The sequence below is a fragment of the Nocardia sp. NPDC055029 genome, assembly GCF_053608525.1.
Window position 1 is genome coordinate 40,601 of record NZ_JBSGVQ010000021.1, and the last position, 24,055, is coordinate 64,655.

At 62.3% G+C, this 24,055-nt stretch carries 18 protein-coding genes; 4 read left to right on the forward strand and 14 right to left on the reverse strand.

Translation table 11 applies throughout. The annotated features are described in order from the left end of the window. Positions 1-17 precede the first annotated feature (17 nt). Entirely contained in the window at positions 18-1,301 is a 1,284-nt protein-coding gene (locus tag ACWF9G_RS19115; protein ID WP_452516768.1) for an acyl-CoA dehydrogenase family protein, read from the forward strand. A 69-nt stretch (positions 1,302-1,370) separates the two neighbouring features. After that, the gene (locus ACWF9G_RS19120; RefSeq protein WP_452516770.1) at positions 1,371-2,528 is read left to right on the forward strand and encodes an acetyl-CoA C-acetyltransferase; all 1,158 of its coding nucleotides are present in this window, start codon (positions 1,371-1,373) and stop codon (positions 2,526-2,528) included. A gap of 597 nt (positions 2,529-3,125) precedes the next feature. On the opposite strand, the gene ACWF9G_RS19125 is transcribed toward ACWF9G_RS19120, so the two are convergent. The 4 genes from ACWF9G_RS19125 to ACWF9G_RS19140 all read right to left on the reverse strand — a co-directional run bounded on the left by ACWF9G_RS19125 (position 3,126) and on the right by ACWF9G_RS19140 (position 8,633). After that, on the reverse strand, positions 3,126-4,274 hold the full coding sequence (locus ACWF9G_RS19125) for an oxygenase MpaB family protein (protein ID WP_452516772.1): 1,149 nt from the start codon (positions 4,272-4,274) through the stop codon (positions 3,126-3,128). Positions 4,275-4,618: 344 nt separating this feature from the next. Further along, positions 4,619-6,001 (reverse strand): aldehyde dehydrogenase family protein, encoded by a 1,383-nt coding sequence (locus tag ACWF9G_RS19130; protein WP_452516774.1) that lies wholly within the window; start codon positions 5,999-6,001, stop codon positions 4,619-4,621. After that, positions 5,998-6,807 (reverse strand): alpha/beta fold hydrolase, encoded by an 810-nt coding sequence (locus ACWF9G_RS19135; RefSeq protein ID WP_452516776.1) that lies wholly within the window; start codon positions 6,805-6,807, stop codon positions 5,998-6,000. The genes ACWF9G_RS19130 and ACWF9G_RS19135 overlap by 4 nt, the downstream gene beginning before the upstream one ends. Positions 6,808-6,818: 11 nt before the next feature. Further along, a complete protein-coding gene (locus ACWF9G_RS19140; protein ID WP_452516778.1) occupies positions 6,819-8,633 on the reverse strand; it encodes an AMP-dependent synthetase/ligase in 1,815 nt (604 codons plus the stop codon). A gap of 78 nt (positions 8,634-8,711) precedes the next feature. Between ACWF9G_RS19140 and ACWF9G_RS19145 the strand changes: the two genes are divergently transcribed. Then, positions 8,712-9,764 carry an Lrp/AsnC family transcriptional regulator gene (locus ACWF9G_RS19145; RefSeq protein ID WP_452516780.1) on the forward strand — a complete coding sequence of 351 codons (1,053 nt, stop codon included), beginning with the start codon at positions 8,712-8,714 and terminating at the stop codon, positions 9,762-9,764. Between the two features lie 305 nt (positions 9,765-10,069). Here ACWF9G_RS19145 and ACWF9G_RS19150 read toward each other — a convergent pair whose 3' ends face one another. From ACWF9G_RS19150 to ACWF9G_RS19190, 9 genes are all read right to left on the reverse strand, one after another. Further along, the gene (locus ACWF9G_RS19150) at positions 10,070-12,232 is read right to left on the reverse strand and encodes a 3-hydroxyacyl-CoA dehydrogenase NAD-binding domain-containing protein (RefSeq protein WP_452516782.1); all 2,163 of its coding nucleotides are present in this window, start codon (positions 12,230-12,232) and stop codon (positions 10,070-10,072) included. A 37-nt stretch (positions 12,233-12,269) separates the two neighbouring features. After that, positions 12,270-13,484 (reverse strand): acetyl-CoA C-acetyltransferase, encoded by a 1,215-nt coding sequence (locus tag ACWF9G_RS19155; protein ID WP_452516784.1) that lies wholly within the window; start codon positions 13,482-13,484, stop codon positions 12,270-12,272. A 32-nt stretch (positions 13,485-13,516) separates the two neighbouring features. Beyond that, positions 13,517-14,644, reverse strand: a complete 1,128-nt coding sequence (locus ACWF9G_RS19160; protein WP_452516786.1) for an acyl-CoA dehydrogenase family protein — start codon at positions 14,642-14,644, stop codon at positions 13,517-13,519. An 847-nt stretch (positions 14,645-15,491) separates the two neighbouring features. Continuing rightward, on the reverse strand, positions 15,492-17,006 hold the full coding sequence (locus ACWF9G_RS19165; protein ID WP_452516788.1) for a flavin-containing monooxygenase: 1,515 nt from the start codon (positions 17,004-17,006) through the stop codon (positions 15,492-15,494). An 11-nt stretch (positions 17,007-17,017) separates the two neighbouring features. Further along, positions 17,018-17,446 (reverse strand): SRPBCC family protein, encoded by a 429-nt coding sequence (locus ACWF9G_RS19170; protein WP_452516790.1) that lies wholly within the window; start codon positions 17,444-17,446, stop codon positions 17,018-17,020. Further along, positions 17,443-18,948 carry an aldehyde dehydrogenase family protein gene (locus ACWF9G_RS19175; RefSeq protein ID WP_452516792.1) on the reverse strand — a complete coding sequence of 502 codons (1,506 nt, stop codon included), beginning with the start codon at positions 18,946-18,948 and terminating at the stop codon, positions 17,443-17,445. Before ACWF9G_RS19175 ends, ACWF9G_RS19170 begins: the two co-directional genes overlap by 4 nt. Positions 18,949-19,592: 644 nt before the next feature. Next, positions 19,593-19,880, reverse strand: a complete 288-nt coding sequence (locus ACWF9G_RS19180) for a cytochrome C oxidase subunit IV family protein (protein ID WP_452516793.1) — start codon at positions 19,878-19,880, stop codon at positions 19,593-19,595. A gap of 1 nt (position 19,881) precedes the next feature. Next, positions 19,882-20,472 carry a cytochrome c oxidase subunit 3 gene (locus ACWF9G_RS19185; protein ID WP_452516795.1) on the reverse strand — a complete coding sequence of 197 codons (591 nt, stop codon included), beginning with the start codon at positions 20,470-20,472 and terminating at the stop codon, positions 19,882-19,884. Continuing rightward, positions 20,469-21,251 carry a hypothetical protein gene (locus ACWF9G_RS19190; RefSeq protein ID WP_452516797.1) on the reverse strand — a complete coding sequence of 261 codons (783 nt, stop codon included), beginning with the start codon at positions 21,249-21,251 and terminating at the stop codon, positions 20,469-20,471. Before ACWF9G_RS19190 ends, ACWF9G_RS19185 begins: the two co-directional genes overlap by 4 nt. Before the next feature lie 1,051 nt (positions 21,252-22,302). Here ACWF9G_RS19190 and ACWF9G_RS19195 point away from each other — a divergent pair. Then, a complete protein-coding gene (locus tag ACWF9G_RS19195; RefSeq protein ID WP_452516798.1) occupies positions 22,303-23,043 on the forward strand; it encodes an alpha/beta hydrolase in 741 nt (246 codons plus the stop codon). A 287-nt stretch (positions 23,044-23,330) separates the two neighbouring features. On the opposite strand, the gene ACWF9G_RS19200 is transcribed toward ACWF9G_RS19195, so the two are convergent. Continuing rightward, the gene (locus tag ACWF9G_RS19200) at positions 23,331-24,023 is read right to left on the reverse strand and encodes a TetR/AcrR family transcriptional regulator (protein WP_452516800.1); all 693 of its coding nucleotides are present in this window, start codon (positions 24,021-24,023) and stop codon (positions 23,331-23,333) included. Positions 24,024-24,055: the final 32 nt, after the last annotated feature.

Consider the following 24,055-nt stretch of genomic DNA (forward strand, 5'->3'; position numbering starts at 1 on the left):
ACGAATCGAGAACCGTTATGGCATGGGAATTCTCCACCGACACCGAGTTCCAGAAGAAACTGGACTGGATCCAGGATTTTGTCCGCACCGAAGTGCTTCCGCTGGAGACTTTGAGCCTGGATTGGACGCAACTCCGCCGCGCAGTCGCACCGCTCCAGGAGCAGGTTAAGCAGCAAGAGCTGTGGGCCGCGCACCTGGACCCGGAGCTGGGCGGCCAAGGCTATGGTCAGGTCAAGCTCGGATTGATGCACGAGATCATCGGGTCCAGCTGGGTGGCGCCGTTGGTATTCGGCAACCAGGCGCCAGATTCCGGAAACAGTGAAATCCTCGCCGCTGCAGGCACTGCCGAGCAGAAGAAGCGATGGCTCGAGCCGCTCCTGTCCGGTGCAATGTACTCAGCCTTCGCGTTGACGGAACTTGACCACGCCGGTTCGGACCCGACTCGGCTGTCCACGACCGCCGTGCCGCAGGGCCGCAATTGGGTCATCAACGGCCACAAGTGGTTCGTCTCGAATGCCTCGACCGCGGACTTCATCATCGTCATGGCGGTGACGAACCCAGACGCCGAAACCCATCTCCGCGCATCACAATTCATTGTGCCCGTCGACGCACCGGGCGTACGGATCGTGCGCGATATCGCCAACATGGACAACCCGATCGTGCTGCCAAACCACTATCCCTCACACGCCGAGGTGGTGTTCGACAACGTTCAGGTCCCGGCTGACGCCCTGCTCGGTGCTGTGGGTGATGGCTTCCGCATCGCCCAAAAGCGGCTGGGTCCCGGTCGTATTCACCACTGCATGAGGTGGATCGGGCAAGCCAATCGAGCCTTCGACATGCTGTGCGAACGCGCCACCTCCCGCGAACTGCACCAGGGCGTGCTTGCGGACAAACAGACCATCCGAAACTGGATCGCCGATTCCGCAGCCGAGATCCAAGCTGCCCGACTGATGACATTGAACGCAGCCTGGATGATCGACCAGCACGGTAGCTCCGCCGCCCGCAAAGAGATCGCGTTCATCAAGTACTTCGGAGCGAAAGTCCTTCACGACGTGATCGACCGTGCCATCCAGGCGCACGGCTCCCTTGGTTACTCTGCCGATCTGCCCCTGGAAGGAATGTATCGGGCCGCACGAGCGGCGCGCTTCTACGACGGCCCCGACGAAGTGCACCGTGACAGCGTCGCGAAGCTGATCCTGCGCAGCTACACACCCCCGGCCACCGGTGTGCCCACCGAGCACGTGCCCACCCGTCAGGCAGCGGCACAGAAGCAATTCGCAAAGTTGCTGACCACCAATTGATATCCATGTGTCGGCGCGGCGGCGCAAGTGACCGGCCAATTCCAGTACCAGAGATCACGGAGTACGACAGTGCCTGAGGCATACATCATCGACGCCACCCGCACACCGGTCGGCATCGGCAAACCCACCGGCGGTTACGCCTCCGCTCACCCGGTCGACCTGGGTGCACACCCGATCAGAACACTCGTCCAGCGCGGCGCCTTCGACCCCGCCGCCGTCGACGACGTCATCTTCGGCTGCCTCGACACAATCGGCGCGCAAGCGGGCAACATCGCCCGCAACTGCGCCCTGGTCGCCGGGCTCCCACACACCGTCCCCGGTGTCACTATCGACCGCCAATGTGGATCATCCCAACAGGCGGTACATTTCGCCGCACAGGCGGTCATGAGCGGCACGGCCGACCTGATCCTCGCGGGCGGGGTCCAGGTGATGAGCCAGTACCCGATCGGATCGTCCTACGCCGCAGGCGAACCCTACGGCGCGTTCGATCCGTGGAGTAGCTCGCCGGGTTGGATCGAACGCTTCGGTTCCGGTGAAGTCTCCCAGTTCGCCAGCGCCGAACGCATCGCGTCGGATTGGGGCTTGTCCCGGCTGGATATGGAGGAGTTCGCACTGAACAGCCACCAACGGGCCGCGACCGCACAACAGCAGGGCCGATTCGACCGCGAGATCACACAGTTCGGCGGCCTCGCCGCAGACGAAGGCCCGCGGCCCGACACCACCCTCGAAAAGATGGCTCGTTTGAAGTCGCTGCGCGCTGACGGACAGCTCACACCCGCGGTGTCCAGCCAAGTCTCCGACGGCGCGGCGGCCATCCTCGTTGCGTCTGAACGCGCAGTCAAGACGCACGGCCTGACACCACGGGCACGCATTCATCACCTTTCCGTGCTCGGCGATGATGCCATCAACATCCTTACCGCTCCCCTGCCCGCCACTGACTACGCGTTGCGGCGCGCGGGCATGGCGATCTCCGATATCGACCTGTACGAAGTCAACGAGGCCTTCGCCAGCGTCCCGATGGCATGGCTGAAGCACGTCGGCGCCGACCCCGACAAGCTCAACGTCAACGGCGGCGCCATCGCGCTCGGGCATCCTCTCGGAGCCTCCGGTGCGCGGTTGATGGTCACGCTCCTGCACGAACTCGAACGCACCAACGGCCGATATGGACTGCAAACCATGTGCGAGGGTGGTGGCATCGCCAACGTCACCATCATCGAACGCCTCTGAGCAAAAAGGCCGACGGTCCAGTGGACCGTCGGCCTTTTCCTTACGTGCCATCGACCCAGTGGACTCTGTCGCAAGGGCCGAGTACAGCGATAGACGCGTCTTCGAGGACGAACGCAGTGTTCGTTGAGCCCGCCGACCGCGCCAAGCTCGACGCCACCAAAAGCCTCTGCCGCATCGGTCGAAGCGGCCCGCCCATCCGGCTCCTGTGCGTCGTGGAAGAGTCGGAGGCGACGACCTACGCCGAGTATCGGTTTCGCGCAGTGGGCGATCGATTTCCTCTACTGCACCATGGCCGTTTCGACAGCGCCCTCCATGAGCGAAGTGGCGCCAGATCGGTCCAATCACACCGGTGCAGTACGCCGGCGTCCGTAACACCGCGGGAACCTCACGCAGCGGTGTGACACTGGACTATCGCACCTGCAGGCGGAACCCCGATCCCGATAGTCTGCCTACCCCTCCGTTGCATAATGCAGCGAAGCGCGATGTACGCGTAGACAAAATCCTCGCCAAAGGCTAATTGCCGGAAGTCATCCGCTAGCGCGACTAGATCCGCGGCTTACAGAGAACCTGTAAGCCGCGGATCAGTAGGCGGGAGAACTATCGGCCGCGCTTCGCCCGCGCCGACCTAGGAGTCACAGGAACATCGCCAGCCGCAGCGGCCTCGTCCCGCCCGAACCCAAGGGAATACTTCTCGGTCGACCCGGGCCAATTGCGCATCAGGTCAGGCAGATCCACCAAGAACGCGGCCGCATCCGGAACCTGGAATTCCGCCACTCGGGTGCGCCCGCCCGGCGCAGCATCGGCCTCGAGAGCCCGGCGGTAGATTGCCGCAACGTGCACCTTGATGAAGGATTCGAAGGCGACCTTCCCCTTTTCACTGCGAAACCATGCTGACAGCAACCGAAGCGACAGTCGCACAGCACCCTTCGAACCCAGCTTCGGACGTCGATTGATGGCAACGAGCTCGCGCTCTTCCCACGACATCGTGAGCAGGGACATGTCCACGACCATGCGGGTAGCGAACATCGCAAGCTTGCGCTTGATCAACGGCAAGTCACCGACGACAGTGCCGGTCGGATATTCACCGACACCGAATGGCGACAGCGTCTCGCGCGCCTGCAGACCGGTAGCGAACCTGTTTCGCGCATGAGCGATGAAATCGATCATCTCGCCGTAGGTCGATGGCATATTCTGCGGATCCACCCCGAGCAAGGCGGCAGGAACCTTCATTTCCTGGATGAATTGGTCCCTCTGGACGCTGGTCAAATCACCGTGCAATTCTTCGTACGCCGCGAGGAACGAAGCAGTGAGCATCACCTGCGTCAACGCGAGTTCATACTCCGCATGCGCCCGATACGGAATCAGCGTCAGCGGCTCGACACCGCTGATCTGGGCGTGCCGACGCCGAACCATGGAACTGACCCGCTCGGCATCGGCCTTGCTGCCATAGGTGGCGCCATAGGTGTAGATCGCCACGCGTCGGAAGCGTCCCACTGGATCGTCACCGAAGCTGTCGTGGTCCACCGCGGCCGACGCGAATGCCGGATGCAGTGTCAGCAGCATCGCCTCTCGCAGCAATCCGACGATGAACACCGCTGGATCCTTCATGACCTTCCAGGAAACCGAGCCCGGACCCAGCGCCCAGTCGACTTCCTCTGGGCGCGGCTTCCGTCCCGCTACCTGCGGCCTTGCCGCCGGCTCCGGCGGAGCAACCTGGTCGGACTCAACAGCAGTGGTGGTCTCCATGGTCTATGCCTTTCCTCGTGCATCAGTGGACCGAGTCGGCGACAAGGCCGACGAAGAATCGGAGCGAGCCGCCACGGTCGCAGCCCAGCCACTCCACTGGGGTCGGCCAGCAAGAAGACCGACGCGCCCGAGACCACACCGACTCACATGCATCCCGATCCCTATAGCTACATCACTCCCCCGCGGGTCGCGCTGAGCTACAACGACCTAGACAAAATAGGGCGTTACCAACGCAATTTACCATCGGGGCCGTCCATCGTCAATAGAATGCGTAGCAATTGGCAATCAGATTGCCGCATCTACCTGGGGGTTTGGCCCGTGCGAGGGGCGAGGCGGCTGCGCGATCACCTGAAGATGCACACGCTCTTCGGCATCGCGAATTCCAGCAAGCCCTCGGCCCCGTTGAACCGTCCGTACCCTCCCATCCGATGACGACCGAACGGCACCGCAGGAATCGCTGTGGCCGAAAACGTACTGTTGACAACCACCGTTGCGGTGATGAGCCGCTCAGCGATCGCTGGGCCGCCATGCCTGGAGAACACGCTGACGCCCAGGCCCGACTTCTGGCGATTCACCAGATGAACCGCCTCGTCGATACCGGCCATCGTCCGTACGACTAGAACGGGGCCTGGCGTATCCTCCAGAACGACAAGGCTTTCCGACGGAGGATCGATCAGGACAACCGGCCCAACAGGCGGGGTCCGAACGGATTCACGGCCGCCGACCAACGCGGTCGCGCCAAGCAGCAGCGCGTTATGGACGTGACGGTAGACGATATCGGCAGCATCGGGCTTCCCTTGATGCGCTGGAAGTTCGAATTCTCGGGGAACACCGGCACTCACGACCTCAGTACGCACCCGAGCGAGAAATTCATCTTTCACCGAGTGCTCGACGTAAACCTGCCCGACCCGGTGGCGACGTCTACCGCCAGTTCCGAACGCACCGGCGACCGCTGCAGCCGCCGCAGCGGCGGGGTCCGCATCAGCGGCCACGATCATCACGTCCTCACCCCCGCAGGACACGAGCGCCGGAATCAGGTTCGCGGCGCACACCGTAAGCACCCTCCTGGCGACAGGCCCTGATCCGATGAACGCGATCTTGTCGACCTCCGACCGGCACAATGCTTCACCGGTGCTGCCATCTCCGGTCGTCAATGAGACCACATTTAGATATTGGGCCGGATTGGCAGCGTTGAAGGCGTCCACGAGAAACTTTCCGGCTGCTGACGCATGCTCACTGGGTTTGAACACTACGGTGTTCCCAACTGCCAGCGCATCCGCGATCACGCCGGCTGGCGCCACCACCGAATCGGTTCCGGGCCCGATGACGCCGACGACGCCATACGGAAGGTATTCGACCGTTGCGGTGTGGCCACGCGCCAGTAGCCTTTTGGTGATCCGCCGACTCCGTAGCACGCGCCCCGCGTGGCGAGCGGCCCAGCGGATGTGGTCCACAGTCGCCTCGATCTCCAGGCGGCACTGGGCGCCCGACCGGGCCTGTTCCCTGTGCATGGTTGCAGCAAAATCGTCGATGGACGCTGCGAGATGATCTGCCCATCGCAGCAGACAGCGTCCACGATCGCGACGCGAGATCGGTGTCCACCATGCGGTTGCATCTCGTGCCAAGGCGACAATCTCATCGACTGCCGCCTCGTCATCGATTGGGAACGGCGAGGACCCACCAATGGCGCTCCCCGCAGAGAGGACATGGTACAGCGGTGCGTTCAACCCCATCTGTCCGTGAGCAGCAGCCGGGTCGACACCGGATCATCGGTCATAACGACATGCCCAGCTCCACCCATCTGGATGTGCCTTGCGCGTCGCAACATCGTTCGTGCGCGGCGTGCCTGCCACCGTGCAGGCACCAGCAGGTCGCGGCGGCCCCACACGATTGTCACCGGGATGTCGTCCAGCCGCCCGACATCGGAGAACACGTAGTCACCAAAACTGTCACACACCCGGCTGAAAGCCTCACCGTCCAGAAACGCGTGGGTGTCGGCCACGAGCTGTTCCGGCGCCACCTTCGTCGGCTTGCCGTAAAACAAACCCCCAGCCGCGGCGCGCCCGAGAGAGGTTCGAACCAATACCGGCACTAGCGGTCGGATGATGCGGCTCAGAGCGTGGGCGTTCCGCAGCGTCGCCTGACACCAGAGAGCGCCAGCAGCGCGCCAGAATCCTAACGGCGCTATCGCGGTAACGGAGCGAGCCCTGCCGCGGCGGCCGAGTTCGAGGGCGATGGCACCCCCCAGCGAATGCCCGGCGACATGCGGAAGCTCCAGGCCCAGTTCAGTACACAACGCAGTGAGCGCGTCCGCGTATCCCTCCACTGACGCAGCGGTTTCGCTCAAACGGGATTGGCCGAACCCTGGCAGATCCACAGCGACAACCTCACGGTGCCGCGAGATCTCAGCCAGTACCGAATCCCACGCGTGCCTATTGCTGCCGATTCCGTGTATCAGCAGCAGTGGTTCGCCCTCGCCGATTCGCGTGTAGGCGATCCCGGAGGCGGCTTCGTATTCGGAGTACGCGGTCACCGATTCCACTTTCAGTTCCCGAGATCGACAGATTGGGGATGTGCCGCCTGGTCACTCTCTGCGTAGAGAGCCTCGATCTCAGCGGCATAGCGTTCGACGATCGGCCGCCTGCGCAGCTTCATCGTGTGGGTCAGCACATCGGTTCCGGGCTCCCAGAAAGTCGGCAGGATTCGGAATTTCTTGATCTGCTCGACACGGCTGAGCCTCGCGTTGCCGCTTTCGATGGCGGCGGCAACGGCTTCACGCACGTCCTGGTCCTCAGCAAGGAGTGCAGGGTCGACCGGAAGACCTCGAACAGAGGCGACCTGAGCAGCCGAATCTTGGTCCAATACCACGAGCGCAACGTTGTATGGCCGGTTGTCACCGATTGCCACGACCTGACCGATCAAGGCACTATCCGACCGGATTGCTTTTTCGATGTTGGCCGGCGACATGTTCTTGCCATAGGCATTGATGATCAATTCCTTCTTGCGGTCGATGACTCGCACATAGCCGTCGGCATCAATCGTGCCGATATCCCCGGTGTGCAACCATCCATCGGCGTCGAGCGTCTCTGCGGTGAGATCGGGGCGCCCAAGATATCCCTTCATCACCAGCGATCCCCGAACGAGCAGTTCGCCATCTTCCGCGGTAGCCATCTCGACCCCCGGCAATGCCTTGCCGATCGTGCCGATTCGTAGGCCACCGGCCGGAGTCATGGTCGCGAAGCAACTAAGCTCGGACATGCCCCATACATCGACGAGCGGGATGCCCAGAGCGTTGAAGAAGACGATCAATTCTTCGGGCATCGGCGCGGCGCCAGTCTGCACATACCGAGCTCGGGCCAGACCGAGCTTGGCCCTTATAGGCGCGAAAATCTTCTCATTGAAAGTCTGATAGGTGTACTCCAGGTCGGCATTCACGACGCCGGCCTGCTGGGCCCGCACATACTCCTCGCCGACCGCGATTGCGTTTCGGATCGCCTCCCGCTTGCTCCGGTCCGGTTCGGCGGCGACGATCGCGTCGATCCCTGCCCGCATCTTCGCCCACATCTGCGGCACGGTTCCGAACAAGGTGGGCTGCACTTCGAGCATCGCCGGCATCAACTGCGTACGGTCGGCAACGGTCGTGATCTGAACGCCGACATAGGCATTGAGGTAGTGCGATGCATACCGATCGGCGATGTGCGCTGCGGGCAGGAACGACACCACCGAGTCCTCAGGCCCAGCGCCGAGCACGGTGTTGGTGGCAGCTAGTTCGGTCAGCATGTTCGCGTGGGTGATTTGCACGCCCTTCGGGTCTCCGGTGGTACCAGAGGTGAAGATAAGGGTGAGCACGTCGTCGGGCTGGACACTGCGCCAAGTGGTTTCGAAGTCGAAATCCGCAGGCTGGACCGCCTCGAGCTGAGCAAGGGTGGACGTGCCCGCAGGGTTGCCGTCGACGCAGATCAGATGTTCGACCGCACTGAGTTGCGTCGCCTTCTGAAGCACAGCGACAAACTGCTCTTCGCAGATCACCACGCGCGGCTGAGCGCTCTGCAACAAGAATGCGATCTGCTCGGCGGACGAGGTGTTGTAGATCGAGAAGGGGATCGCACCCAAGTGGTACGCGGCGGAATCCACGAAGTGAAACTCGGGCCTATTGGTCAGCATCAGCGCGACAGTGTCGCCTGGACGCACCCCATAGGAGAAGAGTCCCGCAGCGAGGGCTTGGACCCGATCCGCGTACTTACGCCAACTGACCTCGCTCGCACCTCCGAGGGTCCGTACCGCGATCGCGTCCGGATCCTTCTGCGCGGTCGCCTGGAAGGCAGCAGCCAGGGTCTTGGGCGCGTGGTCATCGAACATGGTGTGCTCCTAATCCGTGAATGCGCATAGTCTCGTTTGTGGCGTCATCCATGTCAAGTATGCGTATACACTTTGCGGATGTCACCTTCGAATTCGAGAAGAACGGGCACCACGTTGGCAAAACCGATCGAACATCCGACTCGCTGGGGAACTCAACGTCCCCGCCAGCACCTCGGGCCCGGCTCTGAGCTTCAGGTACTCGATGAACTCGATCGAGCGCTCATCGAACAGCTGCGCATCGACGGGCGAGAGAGCAGCAGGTCACTTGCCAAGACGCTGCGGGTGAACGAAGTGACCGTCGCCGGGCGCCTCCGCCGGTTGGAAGAGTGCGACATTATGCGGGTGGTTGCGGTCACCGACATCAGGCTGTTCGGGCACCGAGATTTCGCGTTCGCCCTGGTCCGCGTAACGGGAAGGGCAGTGGAAGCCGTAGCCAACGAGCTCGCGCTGCTTCCGGAAACAGTGTCGGTGACAATTTGCACCGGTCGTTGCGACATCATCGTCACAGTGCTCGGCCGCGACCACCGTCATATCGGCGCCCTGCTCGACTCTGCGCTGCGAGGTATCAAGGGTGTCGATGAGATTCGCGGCAGCATGGCCCTGGATGTGTTGAAATATGACTCCAACTGGGCGCTGCTGGCCGCCGATGTCGGCACATTGCCCGAGGCTCATCCCACCGACACCATCGACGAGGTCGATCTCGGCATCATCCGGATGCTCCAGCAGAACGCTCGACGGAGCAATCGCAGCATCGCTGCCGAACTCGGCGTGTCGGAGGGCACTGTCCGCGGCCGCATCAAGCACATGCTGGCCGAACGCGTCTTCCACATCCAGGCCGTCTCCGATATCGCCGCATTCGGCATCGGAACGCACGCCTTCATCGGAATCAGGACCGAAGCGGGCAGCGCTGCCGCGGTCGCCGCGGCGCTGGTCCGCCGCGGCGACGTCACACAACTGACGCGCGTAATCGGCGATTTCGACATGATCGCACTGCTAGTGGCCCCTGATCGAAACGCTCTGGCCACTGCAATTCTCACCGACATCTCATTGAGCCCAGGAATCCGAAGCACAGAGACCTTCGAAACCTTCGCCTCACTGAAGCATAACTACGCGTGGACATGGATCGTCTGACCGTCGGCCAGCTCGTCCAACGCTTGGCCGTTGGCATGAGATCAGTAGCGTCAGCCGGGCGAGTATCGACCAATGGCTGACCGTCACATGGTGGCATCGCCGAGTCCGCAGGCAGGCAGTGGCCCGTACACCACTGCCTCATCCGTGCAGAGGTCACGACTTGCCTACTCAGACGATGCTGACCATCTCCGGTACGTGCCCCCTAACTGCCCAGACTGACTGGCGAGGGAAGCTACAGCCGCAATCTGTGTCAGCCCGCTGCGGTGGCCCCGCCTTTGCCGGCGGCGCCACCGCAGACCGGACATTTACTCGAACTTTGCGCCTGCCTCAGACTTCTCGACAAGGCTGGCAGGCGGGACGAACCGGGAACCGTACTTGGCAGCCAGCTCCTCCGCCCGCACCACAAATCCGGCCAATCCACCCGGGTAGCCGTTGATGTACTGGATGACACCACCGGTCCATGCCGGAAAGCCGATCCCGAGGATCGATCCGATATTGGCGTCGGCGACCGAGCGCAGCACGCCCTCGTCGAAGCACTTCACGGTGTCGATCGCTTCAGCGAAGAGCATGCGCTCTTTCATGTCCTCGAACGGGATCTCGTAGCCGGGCTTGCCGAAGTACTCAGTCAGCCCCTCCCAGATTCCGACCCGCTTACCGTCGACATAGCTGTAGAAGCCGGCGCCGGTAGAGCGGCCCTTGCGGTCGAATTCGTCGATCATCCGATCGATTACGGCATCCGACCCATGCCCGGCCCAACCTTTGCCCTCAGCGATGTCGGCGGCCTTGGTCTCCTGGCGGATCTTTCGCGGCAGGGTCAAGGTCAGCTCGTCGTGCAACTGCAAGGGCGGAGCAGGGTAGCCCGCCTGCAAACCGGCCTGCTCGATCGACGCGGGCGCGATGCCTTCGCCGACCATAGCGACGGCCTCATCGAGGAACTTGCCGATGACGCGGCTGGTGAAGAACCCCCGGCTATCGTTGGCGACGATCGGCGTCTTGCGGATCTGCTGTGCAAAGTCGATGGCCTTGGCCAGGGTTGCGTCACTCGTCCGCTCGCCGACGATGATCTCGAGCAGATTCATCTTGTCGACCGGCGAGAAGAAGTGCAGGCCGATGAAATCGGCGGGGCGGCTGACGCTCTCAGCCAGGCCGGTGATCGGCAGCGTCGAGGTGTTCGACCCCAGCAGAGCATCCGCGGCAACGACCGGCTCAATCTCGGCGAATACCTTTGCCTTGAGGCCCGGGTCCTCGAAGACCGCCTCGATCACCAGGTCCGCACCGGCCGCCAGTTCGACATCAGCGGTCGGGATGATTCGAGCCAGCACCTCGTCGGCCCGCTCTCGCGTCGTCGCACCCTTGGCCACAGCCCGGTCGAGCACCTTGACCGAGTAGTTCTTGCCGCGCTCGGCGGATTCGAGCGATACATCGCGCAGAACCACCTGGATTCCAGCCTTCGCGCACACGAGCGCGATACCGGCACCCATCATGCCCGCACCCAGCACGACAACCTTCTCGAACTTCTGCGTCGGATAACCCGCGGGACGGGAGCCGCCGGAGTTGATCTGCTGCACGTCGAAAAAGAACGCCTGGATCATGTTCTTTGAGACCTGCCCGATCACCAGTTCGGTCAGGTACCGCGATTCGATCGTCGAAGCGGTGTCGAAGTCGACCTGCGCGCCCTCCACAGCCGCAGACAGAATCGCGACGGGTGCAGGGAGATTCGCGCCCTTGATCTGCTTACGCACATTGGCGGGAAGCGCTGGGAGATTGGCCGCGAACGCGGGCGTCGCCGGTGTTCCGCCAGGAATCTTGTAGCCCTTCACATCCCACGGCTGCGTTGGAGAGGGATTGGCGGCAATGTACGTACGCGCCTTCACGAGCAATTCCTCGCGAGACTCGACGAGGTCGTCAACCAGCCCGAGTTGAGCAGCCTCGGCCGCGCTGTAGCGCTGTCCCTGCATCAGCACTGCGGTCAGCGCCTGCTGAATGCCGAACATACGCACCGTGCGGGTGAGGCCGCCGCCGCCGGGCAGCAGGCCGAGCCCGACCTCGGGGAGGCCGATTTGGGTTCCCTTGGCATTCAATGCCACTCGATGATGACAAGCGAGGGCAATTTCCAGTCCGCCACCAAGTGCGGCACCGTTGATCGCTGCCACAACCGGCCGGCCGAGCTGCTCGAGCCGACGCAGGTCGGCCTTGATCTTCTCGACTGAGGCGAAGAACTCGGCGGCCTGATCCGGGGTCGTCGCGATCAAGTCCTTGAGATCGCCGCCTGCGAAGAAGGTCTTCTTGGCCGAAGTCAGCACGACGCCGGTGATCGAGTCCTTTTCAGCCTCGAGGCGGTCGACGGTCGCGGTCATCGACTCGATATAGGCCTGGTTCATGGTGTTGGCCGACTGATTCGGGTCGTCCAAGGTCAGTACGACGACACCGTCAGCGTCGGACTCCCAACGGATGATGTTCTCACTCATGAGTGTGTTTCCTTCTGCTATAAGAAGTTTCGCCGTGTCAGATTCGCTCGATCAAGGTGGCCACACCCATGCCGCCGCCAATGCACAGCGTGATTACCGCACGCCGCGCGCCGCGGCGCTCCAGCTCGTCGACCATCGTTCCGGTGATCATCGCACCGGTGGCGCCGAGCGGGTGGCCCATGGCGATGGCACCGCCGTTGACGTTGAGCTTCTCGTCCGGGATACCGAGGTCCTTCTGGTACTTGAGGACTACTGCCGCGAACGCCTCATTGATCTCGAACAGATCGATATCGTCGACACCGAGGCCGACGTGGTCGAGCAGCTTGTGGGTCGCAGGCGTCGGACCGGTCAGCATGATCGTCGGATCAGCCCCGGAAGTGGCGGTGGCCACGATGCGAGCCCGCGGAGCGAGCCCCAGGTCTTTGCCGACCTGCTCATTGCCGATCAGCACCAGTGCCGCACCATCCACGATGCCGGAAGAGTTTGCCGCGGTGTGCACGTGCTCGATCCGCTCCACTGCGTGGTACTTCTGCAGCGCCACCGCGTCGAATCCACCCACCGCACCGGCGGTGGCGAAAGACGCCGGCAGCTTGCCCAGCCCCTCCACCGTGGATTCCGGACGCATGTGCTCGTCCCGGTCGAGAATGGTGATGCCACTCTGGTCCACTACAGGAACAACAGATTTCGCGAAGTACCCGCCGGTCCACGCGCTGGCGGCCAATTGCTGCGAACGTACTGCGTAGCTGTCGACATCCTCGCGGCTGAAGCCCTCGATAGTGGCAATGAGATCCGCTCCCACGCCTTGCGGCACGAAATAGGTGCCGAAGTTGGTGGCCGGGTCGAGGTGCCAGGCGCCGCCGTCAGAGCCCATCGGCACGCGCGACATGGACTCGACGCCGCCGGCAAGGACCAACTTGTCGAAACCTGCGCGCACCTTCTGTGCGGCGGTGTTGACGGCCTCGAGACCCGAGCCGCAGAAGCGGTTGAGTTGCACACCCGCGACGGTGTGGGGAAGACCAGCAGCCAGTGCGGCAGTGCGCGCGATGACAGCTCCCTGGTCGCCGAGCGGAGAGACGACGCCGAGCACGATATCGTCGATTACAGCAGGGTCGAGGCCGGGGTTGCGCTGGCGCAGTGCGTTGATGAGCCCGACGACCAGCGAGACAGGCTTGGTGCCGTGCAGCGAGCCGTTGACCTTCCCACGCCCGCGCGGGGTGCGGATGGCTTCGAAGATGAATGCTTCGGTGCTCATTGTGAGCAGATCCTTCCTGGAAGCGGACGCGATCAGAGCGTGCGCGCGATCAGTTCTTTCATGATTTCGTTGGACCCGGCGTAGATGCGCTGGATACGCGCATCGGCGTACAGTCGCCCGATCTGATACTCAAGGGTGTAGCCGTAACCCCCGAACAACTGCAGGCACCGATCGATCACGGCGCACTGCTGGTCGGTGAGCCAGTACTTCGCCATGGCTGCCGTGCCGGCGTCGAGTTCTCCGCTCAAATAGCGGCCCACGCAGTCATCGACGAACCCTCGGCCGATCCGTGCGATGGTCGCGCATTCCGCCAGTTCGAAACGGGTGTTCTGCAAATCGAACAGGGGCTTCCCGAACGCCTTGCGCTGTTTGGTGTACTCCACGCTCAACTGGACCGCCTGCTCGGTGGCAGCGACCGCGGTAACGGCACACAGCAGACGCTCATGTACCAACTGACTCATCAGTTGCGCGAAGCCCTGCCCCTCGGCGCTGCCGAGCAGGTTCGTCGCAGGCACGCGCAAGCCGTCGAAGAACAGCTCAGTGGTGTCCTGGCTCTTCTGCCCCAACTTTTCGATGATCTTGCCGCGGGTGAATCCAGGTGTGTCGTCACCGACCTCTGCCACCAGCAGCGAGACGCCGGCGGCTCGCGCAGTCGGGTCGGTCTTGGCCGCAATGATCACCAGATCGCAGTTGAACCCGTTGGAGATGAAGGTCTTCGCGCCCGAGATGACATATTCGTCGCCGTCGCGGACGGCGCGTGTAGTGATGTTCTGCAGGTCGGAACCAGCGCCCGGCTCAGTCATGGCGATGGCGCCCACCCATTCGCCACTGGCGAGCTTGGGCAGCCAGCGACGCTTCTGTTCTTCCGCAGCGTAAGCCAGCAGGTAGAGCGGAACGATCGAGGAGTGCACCCCGAGGTGCATAGAGCCGGCACTGGCCTTCGCCTGTTCGGTGAAGAGCACCGCATCGTGAGCGAAACTGCCGCCTCCGCCGCCGTACTCGGTGGGAATCGACATACACAGCAGCCCGAGCTGCCCGGCACGGCGGAAGAGCTCGCGATCCGGATACCCCTGCTTGGCGAACCGTGCTTCGTGTGGCAGAACCTCTTTTTCGAAGAACGCCCGCGCCAAGTCAGCGACGGCACCGAGCTCTTCGCCCATCCACGGCGGCTTCGTTGCGTTGCCAGCTACGACACTCTCCGTAACCAAATTGACCTCCTGTAATAAGCATTAGCCCGTTTACCTGGGCCAATAGGCCCATAGTCACAGCCTTGTTGACGTGATGTCAACTACTGCACGAGCCGCCATCAATCGACAGGTCGAGGCCAAACCAGCAGGCAATAGGCTCGACTCCTACGCGTATCGTCGCCTATCGTGTCAATCGTGTCAAGTATGCGTACCGCTGCGCTCACTCTACTTCCGCAGTGATAGGAAGGTCAGCTCGACAGCGGTCCGCGCGTCACGACCCAAGGTCAGGCTTGCACAGCCCCTCGGCACAGTCGACAGAGCGCTACCGTCGAATTCCCCAGAAGACCGCCGACGTAGCCTTTCAGAATCTTGATCGGTCTCGGCCTCGCCATGGATCCGGCTCAAGCAGTCCTCGCGAGGATCCGCCGTATCGATGGCAAAACGAATGTGGTGCTCGCCCGGCTCCGATTCCAGGCGAGCACCACCGGTAGGTCGTGCGCCGGAAGGGGAGCCGGTGCACGACCTACAGGAGCGTGCCGCAGTCCGCGCAGACGGACCTTCGCTTGCGGCACTCCGGCCACCAGGGACAAACTGCGGCCGGGTCTTTGGGCGTGCCGTCACCGCGCATGGTGCGTAACTATGGCGCGGCGACAGCACAGCACGCCACTGACATGTTTCAGCGACGCAGGATTTTCAATTTGATGTATGGACTTCCGTCACTCGATGACCACTCTCAGCGTCGCCGAACAGCATGGAGGTGTGGTCGGCGCAGAACAGCGTGTCGATGCCGGCGAAGCCGCCCTGTTCCGCTAACTGCTCGCTACACAGCCGCCGAATCTGCCTGGCGCCCGAGCCCATATTCGTATTTGGACGTATCGAACCGCCGGGTCATCCTAGCGTAAGTCAGGTGCGACAACGGCCACATAGCGGTGACCTTGCCTTCAGCGTTGGTGTACCAGCCCGGGCAGGTGTCGGTGAATACCGTCTCGCCAAGTTTCTCCTGGAGCCACTCCTGGAATCGCTCCTGTTCCGACAGCCGCAGATCGAACCAACCACCGCCTGCCTTGTCGAGCTCCGCCAGACCTCGCCGAATGTATTCCGCTTGCCGTTCGAGCAAATAGACGATGGAATTGGTGATGCTGTTGGTGTTCGGTCCGAACATCATGAACATGTTCGGAAAGCCCGCCACCGTCATGCCGAGATACGCCTCGGCGCCGTGTTGCCACATCGAGTGGAGATCGGCGCCACGTCGGCCGGTGATCCGGATCGGCGACAGGAACTCGCTGGCTTTGAAGCCGGTGCACCAGACAATCACATCACCTTGGATTCGTCGCCCGTCCGTCGTAATGATCCCGTCCTCGACCACCCGGTCCACACCAGAACCGATCAGGCGCACATGATCTCGCGCCAGTGTGGGGTACCAGTCATTGGACAACAGCAGCCTGTTGCACAACATGGTGTAGTTTGGCGTCGCAGCGCGCACCGCCTCCGGGTCCTTGAGATGCTTACGAATGACCCGCTTGTACCACCACTCGGACAGGGCTCTCATCGGCTTAGCCCGGCGCGAGACAAGCGGCCATCGCGTCTCGTAGGCCAAAAACATTGCTCTATGGTGTAGCTTTCGCGCGCGTGCAGAGCCGGCGAGTATGCGGCGGGCAATCGGGCCGTGAACCCTCGTGCTCTTTCTGATAACCCAGTTCGGCGACCGCTGGATCACAGAGAGTTCTCGCACCTGGTCGGCGATAGCAGGAACAATCTGGATCGCACTTGCCCCGCTGCCAACGACGATGACCTTTTTGCCGGTTAGGTCGACCGAATGATCCCACTCCGCGGAGTGGAATGCCTGACCGCGAAATTCGTCGAGACCCTTGATATCCGGCATTTTCGGGCGACTGAGCTGACCGGTTGCCAGCACCACGGCATCGAACTCCGCCACCTCGCCGGTGGACAACTCAACTCGCCAAGTTCCGGATGATTCGACAAATGTTGCCGCCACAACCTCTGTCTTCAACTGCACCCGATCGAGCACGCCGAACTCGCGTGCGACTCGCTCTAGGTAGGTTCGAATCTCGTCCTGCTTACCGAATACTGCAGACCAGTCCGGCTTCAGAGCATACGAGTACGAATAGATGGAAGACGGAACATCGCACGCCGCTCCGGGATAGCGGTTGTCACGCCACACACCTCCGACCGAGTCAGCCCGCTCGAAGATCACAAAGTTGGAGTGCCCATGGCGGTGCAGCTCGATCGCGGCAGCAATGCCGCCGAACCCGCTCCCAACGATCGCGATGGACAGGCCTTCCTCACTACCGCGATGTAGCCCATACTTCGACATACGACCAGCCTTTACTTCCGCACCAGGACGCGTCGCCTAGCGGCACGCACAAGCGCATAGAGAAAAATATTTGCGTAGGTGTCCAGTGCGATCCTGAGCAGCGCTGAGCGGTTGTCGCACATCAGCATCCAGCTGATGGTGCATCCATCGCCGCGCCCCGAAAGAAATACTTCTCCCCGATAGTTCCGCAGTGGAAGGCCGGAGAGCACCCGGTAGGCGAGCCATCGCTCGGTTTCGCAGTTGGTCACCTCTTCCCGAATGGTGACACCAGGGCCTTTCACGCGGCGGATCGCGCCGACACCGTGACGATCACTATCCCCTGGTCGTTCCAGGGTGACCTGTATTCCGGGTGACCACTCGGACATACCCTCATGGTCAATCAGCGTCTGCCAGACCACATCCACTGGCAACGGAACTTGTTTGAATGCGCGTACTTTCACAGCAGCCGCCTTCCATGCCGGATCTGCATAACTCGGCGAATCGCATCTATGGTGAAGCGCGACGGCCGCAGCGTGACAGTGTCCATCCCCGGAACTGCAAAGTGCTGCTGGGCAAAGCTCTTGGGGACCGCGAATTCGCGCAACCCGTCGGCACCGTGAACACGACCGAATCCACTCTCCCCCACGCCACCGAAGGGCAGCGACGGGATTCCGACGAACGACAGCGCACAGTTGATTCCAACCATGCCGCTGCGGACTCGATCCGCGATCTCGCGGCCGCGGCGCCTCGAGAAGACGCTTGCACCAAGTCCAAAACGACGCGAATTCACCAGAGTGATCGCTTCTTCCACATCGGATACGGCCCGGACAACCAGTACTGGCCCGAAGGTTTCCTCAGTCACCGCCAACGAGTCGTCGGCCGGATCGACGAGCACAACCGGGTCCACATAGGGCGCACGTACCGAGTCGCGGCCGCCGACGACCGCAGTCGCCCCGCGGTCCAACGCGTCGTCGATATGCCGGCGAACAGTCTCTACCTGCGGTCCTGTGGTCATGGGACCATAGGGTGCATCTGGGTCCTGGCCAGCCCGAATGTCGTGCAGCTGCGTCCTCAACTCATCAAGGAAGCGATCCTTGACTCCGTCGACTACATAGACCTGCTCGATGCCCACGCATGTCTGCCCGGCGTTGACCATGCCACCCCATGCTGCGGCTTTGGCAGCTGCAGGAACATCAGCATCCTCGGCTACGATCATGGCGTCCTTGCCGCCACACTCGAGGACGGCAGGTACGAGGTTCTCAGCGCATGCAGCGAGGATGCGCTTGCCAGTAGGGGTAGACCCGGTGAATCCGATCTTGTCCACGCCCGAACGACACAGCGCAGCACCAGTCTGTCCATAACCGGTCACCAGCGACAGGACGCCGAGTGGCACATCGGGATTGGCCAGCTCGAACGAGTCAACCAGGAACTTGCCGATCCGTGGCGTGTATTCACTCGGCTTGAGCACGACCGTGTTACCAGCGGCCAGTGCGTATGCGGCCATCTGACCTGCCGGGGTGAAGACCGGGTAATTCCACGGTCCGATCACTCCGACGACCCCATAAGGGTTGTACTGAATGGTCGCGCTGTGGTTCGACAGCAGGGCTCCTGGCCACACTGTGCGCCTACCGAGCACCTTCCGGGCGTTTCGTGCCGCCCAGCGAATCTGTTCCAACGTCGGAACCAATTCGAGGAGGAAGGCCGTTTCGCGGGCCTTGCCCTGCTCGACCACCAGCAGGTCGATCAACTCATCCGCGTGTTCGACCAGCCACGATGCCCAGCGCAGGAGGTAGCGCTCGCGCTCCGCCCAACTGCGGCTTGCCCACCACTTGGAAACTTCCCGCGCACGCTCTACGACTTCATCAACCTCCTTCGAACTCATGACCGGGAACTCGGCGACCGCCTCGCCGGTTGCAGGGTCAACCGAGGTCAACACCTGCTTCGTCTCCTCGACCTGCGTCATCTTTCCCAGAACTCCTTCCAGCGCATGCATAAGGGCCATGTCACCCATTCACACATTGCCGTACGCATAGTCTGATTAGACTGACACAAGAAGTCAACCTTGCGTAGGCATTTGCTTGTATTTGTTCGCATACACTAGCCCCCGCTGGTTCGCGCCGGCACTCGGAGCGAACCAGCGGGGGCCACCAGCCCTTGGCCTTTGGCCAACTAGGTCTGCGATACCCACTGACACGACGCGCGATGAAGCGACGTGCGATGAAGCGCCCACAACCCGCAGCCGTCGACATCCCTGCCACGACACCCGGCAGATCCGCTCGACGACCCGAATCACGCCCTGGCCGAACACCTCCGAGACCGTGATGAACGAAATCTCACAAGACGCCTTGGCGTCAACGAGGTCGCGGTCGCGGCTCGGAATCGGCCAGAATGTTTTGGCGTTGCCCGAGGTCGTATCGGCACTACCTCGACCGATCGCCGTGATCCGAGAGGGAAGCGTGGCCGTGGCCGCGCACAGCTCGCCGAACTGTTTGGCGTCACACGCCTCGGGGTCGGGGCGATCCGCCCACGTCGCGCCCCTCGTCTTAGGTTCGACTTCAACAACGCGGATAGAACTGGGCATGGCCGGCCCGGGCTTTGGTTGCCCGTTCAGGCCAGAAACATTCCTATTACCACCGTTGCGGTGATCAGGAACCAGCCATCAGTTACCGCACGGAGGGCAATTGGAGCATGCCGCATCTCCATAAAATATCGTGCTACAAACCACGCCTTCACGAATGCGATGACAAGAATCAACGACAGCGACGCGCGAGTAGTACCCAAGGCATGTTCGACGCCCAACCAGAACGAACCAGCAGTCAGTACAGTAAGCACCAACCAGACTGTGCCCGTATTCCCACGAACCGTACTGACCAGAATGGATTTAGTTTCACTCATATCAATTCACCAAGTAGAAGAGCGGGAAGATGACCAGCCACAGAAGATCCACCATGTGCCAGTAGCAAGCTCCGGTTTCGAATAGCGCAAGATCATAACGGCCCGGGAGACCCGAACGAACCCGCCGGAACGCTACAAAAAGGAGCCCGATTGCTGACACCACATGGACCAGGTGCGCACCGGTGATCACAAAATAGACCATCCAGTACTGATTGGAATCTATCCACCAACCTTCGTGGATGAGAAGCGACCATTCCGCGGCCTTTACCGCAATGAAAACCAACCCGGTGAGCATCGTGGCGACCAGCAAGCGGCCAGCGGAATCATACTTAGCTGAGCGCACCGCATTTGTCGCCGCGATCACCAGGATCGAACCGACCAGCAGGACGATTGTGTTCAGCAGACCCAAGCCTTGAGCGAGGTCACGCTGCCCGTCTGCGAAGATCTCGGGATAGCGCGCTTGGTAGAACACGATAACACCGAACAGGGACGTGAAAATGAACATCTCCCCGAAGATGAGCACCCACGAACCGGACTCACCCGGAAGACGAACAGTCTTTTCAGACTTTTCCTGCCGCGCCAAGCCGATCATCCGAGGCGCTCCTTACCTGCAAGGCGCAACAGCGCGAAGAACATCACAATGAGGAATGCAAAGAACGGAATCGCAGCAATGAAGAACCCGATAAATCCGTTCCATGCGAACGGGCCCGAGGTAAAGAAGGGGATAAGCGACCCCATCAAGGATCCGAAAGCCATCCACGCACTCAGCCAGCCAATCCACCGCGGAAACATCGGTTTCTCCGACTGGTCACTCAGAATAGCCGCCGCGGTCGCACCAGCCTGCAGCGCTCCTGGCTGCCACAGCCCACCCCACGCCATCCACGTAGTATGGCTCAGAAGCTGATATGACGAGTCCGGCATATCCTGGCGCAACACCGCCACCAGAAGGAAACTCCCGAAGACCATCATCAATACACCGCTGGCGAGGGCCCCACCGAACTGCGCGGTGGCAGCCGTCGTACCGATCCCTTTGATACGGCGCAATCGGTCCGAAATCGCAGCACCGAACGGGATCCACAACGTCCCGCCGATGATCATCAGAATCACGCCGCACCGATGCAGCAGGACGTCATCTCGATAGAAGGCAGCCGTTGACGCAGCATCACCGGGACCAGGCGGCGGGATGAACTGGGCCAGTGCGAATCCCGCACCGAACAGAACAATCATCCCCGCGCCACACCACATCCCGAGTCGCTCGGGGATCCCGAGAGTAGCTCCGGAGTCGGCCTCCCCCACCGACGCCTGTGCGTGTGGCTGTGTAACGACGACGTCAGCGTCGTCCTCACGCATTACATCCGACGTGCTGGTCATCGCGTAACCACCATCAACTCGGACCGTCCCCGCGCTCCGGCCACGGCGCCGGGCACCCCGACCGAGGAAGGCAGCTGAGGAAGCGATGGCAGCGGGTAGACACCGCCGCCCGGTGTGGCAACTATCTGCAGTGATCGTGCTCTCATGTCACGTATTATTAATCACTGTGGCCTAGATTACAATAGTCTGCGGACTGTTATCCCATTCTCGCTACGCAAGACGCCTTCCGCTGAGCGGCTGCGACGGTGCACGCCGAACCCGCGCCGGGCGCCTTCTACGGTCACCGATATCCGGGCAGCGATGCTGCTGCGTGCCTACTCCCGCCCCTCTCAGAGCCCATACGAGGCAGACCCGGAACGCGAGCCAATGTGCCGCGAGAGTCTGATTCCTGGCACCGCCGTCGCTAGCCCGACCCGAAGATGGCCTCGACCCATTCGCGGTCGCCATCACCGGCGACGGCTGCTGGCGCTCGCAGGCCATGAGCTGGCGAAAGAGGCTCGTGCCCAACAGGATCCGGCCGCAAGCCAAGGTATTCGCGGACGGCTATGGAGGTGCCTCGTTCAGATGAGCGTTGAGCATCAACGCACCCGCAGATTAGCCCCGGGCCCCTGCCCGCAGGACCCATGAACAGGTCTTGGCTCGGACTGCCCCATCCAAGACCATGATGACGCCGACCGCGATTCGGCCGAACGGACGCTCGGGACGCTTGGCGAACTCAGCTACGGCAAGGCCGCCCGTGCCCGCAGTGGCCAGGCTAGTCTCTTCACTGAAGTTGAGCCGACGTGCTGGGTTACTCGGACAGGCCAGTTGGTGGCACTCATTTCGTGCCGAGTACTTCGCCGCCGGGCCGCCACCGGGACTCCTCCCATCTAGCACCACCTCGCTATCCGCCGGGCCGCAGTAGACCATTGCTCCAACAACGACGCGTGCCGATGCCTCGCCGACCCGGCGCCACCGGATCGCAGATGCGACATCAGCGGGTCGGAGCGCCAGCACAAAGAGTGACCCACTACACAGGTAAGCCTAAGCTAAGGTCTGGCACACTCCTGGTGTGCCTTTCTTCGATGGACCCTGCGGGCTGGTGCACTACCGGCGCTGGCAGGTTGCGCGCCCTCGCATGGCAGTGATCCTCCTTCACGGTCTTGGGCAGCAGAGCGCGGACTACCACCAACTCGGCAGGTTCCTGAATCGGCATGGCATCGAAGTCTGGGGCATCGACCATATCGGTCACGGCTTGAGCGAAGGCGAGATCAACGGGCTCCCGCCAGTAGACGATCTCGCCGCCTCGGTCTTGCAGCTAATCTCGGTCGTTCGGTCCAGCAACGCAACAATTCCGCTGGCCATGGTCGGGCACTCGCTCGGCGCAGGAACGGCGCTCATCGCGATGCAATCCGGTTCCCCAGCCGTAAAACACATTTCGAGCGTAGCCCTCACCGGAACACCTCAACTAGCTCATACGCTCGACGTACCAGCGCCCGACGTACCGACGCTTGTCCTCCATGGGCAGGACGACCGACGGGCACCAATCGGCACGATCAGGAACTGGTGCACCCGGCACCCGGCCGTCACGATGCGGGAGTTCCCCGACGCCGGACATGATCTATTGCACGAACCAGTACGCCGTGCAGTGTCCGTTGCCATCGTCGACTTCGTTCTCGCACAAGCATCGGTCAAAGGCGGCCCAACGATGCACAGCGGGACAAGGGCGCAGCACTCCTCCCCGATGCGTCGCACAACCAGCGGGCAGATTCGATCGGTGAGCCACATTCACCGCACACTGCCGGCGCGATGAGCGACCCGCGAGGCTCAACCGCGCCGCCGCACTCCCACGCACCGGCTCAGCGCACACCTTGAACCAAGTCGAATCTCATGGCCGGCTTTGGAGACCAATACGGTCAGCGCGACGGATTCGATCAGGTTTGCTCCGATCGGATAGCCAGTTGTTGGCGTGCAAGCTTCCGACGACGGTGAACTGGTCGCACACTGCGACGGTTTTGGACCAGGCGCTCGTGAGCAACCATATCCGTTGCCGCCGGGACCTGCTCCAGCGCCCGAATGCCACGCTGCCGTCGTCCCTGCTCACACCGATCGCGTCGGCAGGCCGACCAGGTCGGCCATCATCGCCGCCTGGTAATCGAAATGGTCGGCAACCGCCGTAACGGTCTGATCCAGCCGGCCGAATACCTCGAAGCTGACGAGACCGAACAACTGCGTCCAGCCAGCGAAGACCAGGGCGAGCCTGTTCTCGTCGAGGTCTCCGGGCTGCTCGTCGATCAGGCGGCGCAGGTCGGCGCGGAGCGGCTCAGCCATCGAAGTGGAGGCGGAAGCTGGTCCCAGATCAGCGTCGGTGACGATGCGCACCAACAACAACACGACTGCGGAGGCGGGCGTGACGGTGTCCGGCGGCGCGTTGTACCCCGGGACCGGCGTGCCGTAGAGCAGTCCGTACTCGGCGGGGTGCGCCAGCGCCCAGGCACGCACCCCGCGCCAGACCGCATACCAGCGGCCACGACCGTCTACCCGATCCACCGCCGCGTCGGCGGCAGCCGCGGCCTGCGCCAGCGACTCATAGGCCTCCAGAATCAGCGCGGTCAGCAGCGCGTCCCGGTTCGGAAAGTACCGGTACAGCGCAGAAGCCACGATGTCCATTTCCCGGGCGACCGCGCGCAGCGACAGGTCCGCCCCCTGGGTGGCGAGGTGGCGACGCGCGACCCGCTTGATCTCCTCGGTCATCTCCTCGCGTACGCGCGAGCGTAGTGATCTGGCGGTCATCGGACCAGTGTCGCACGGTTGAGAACACTGAG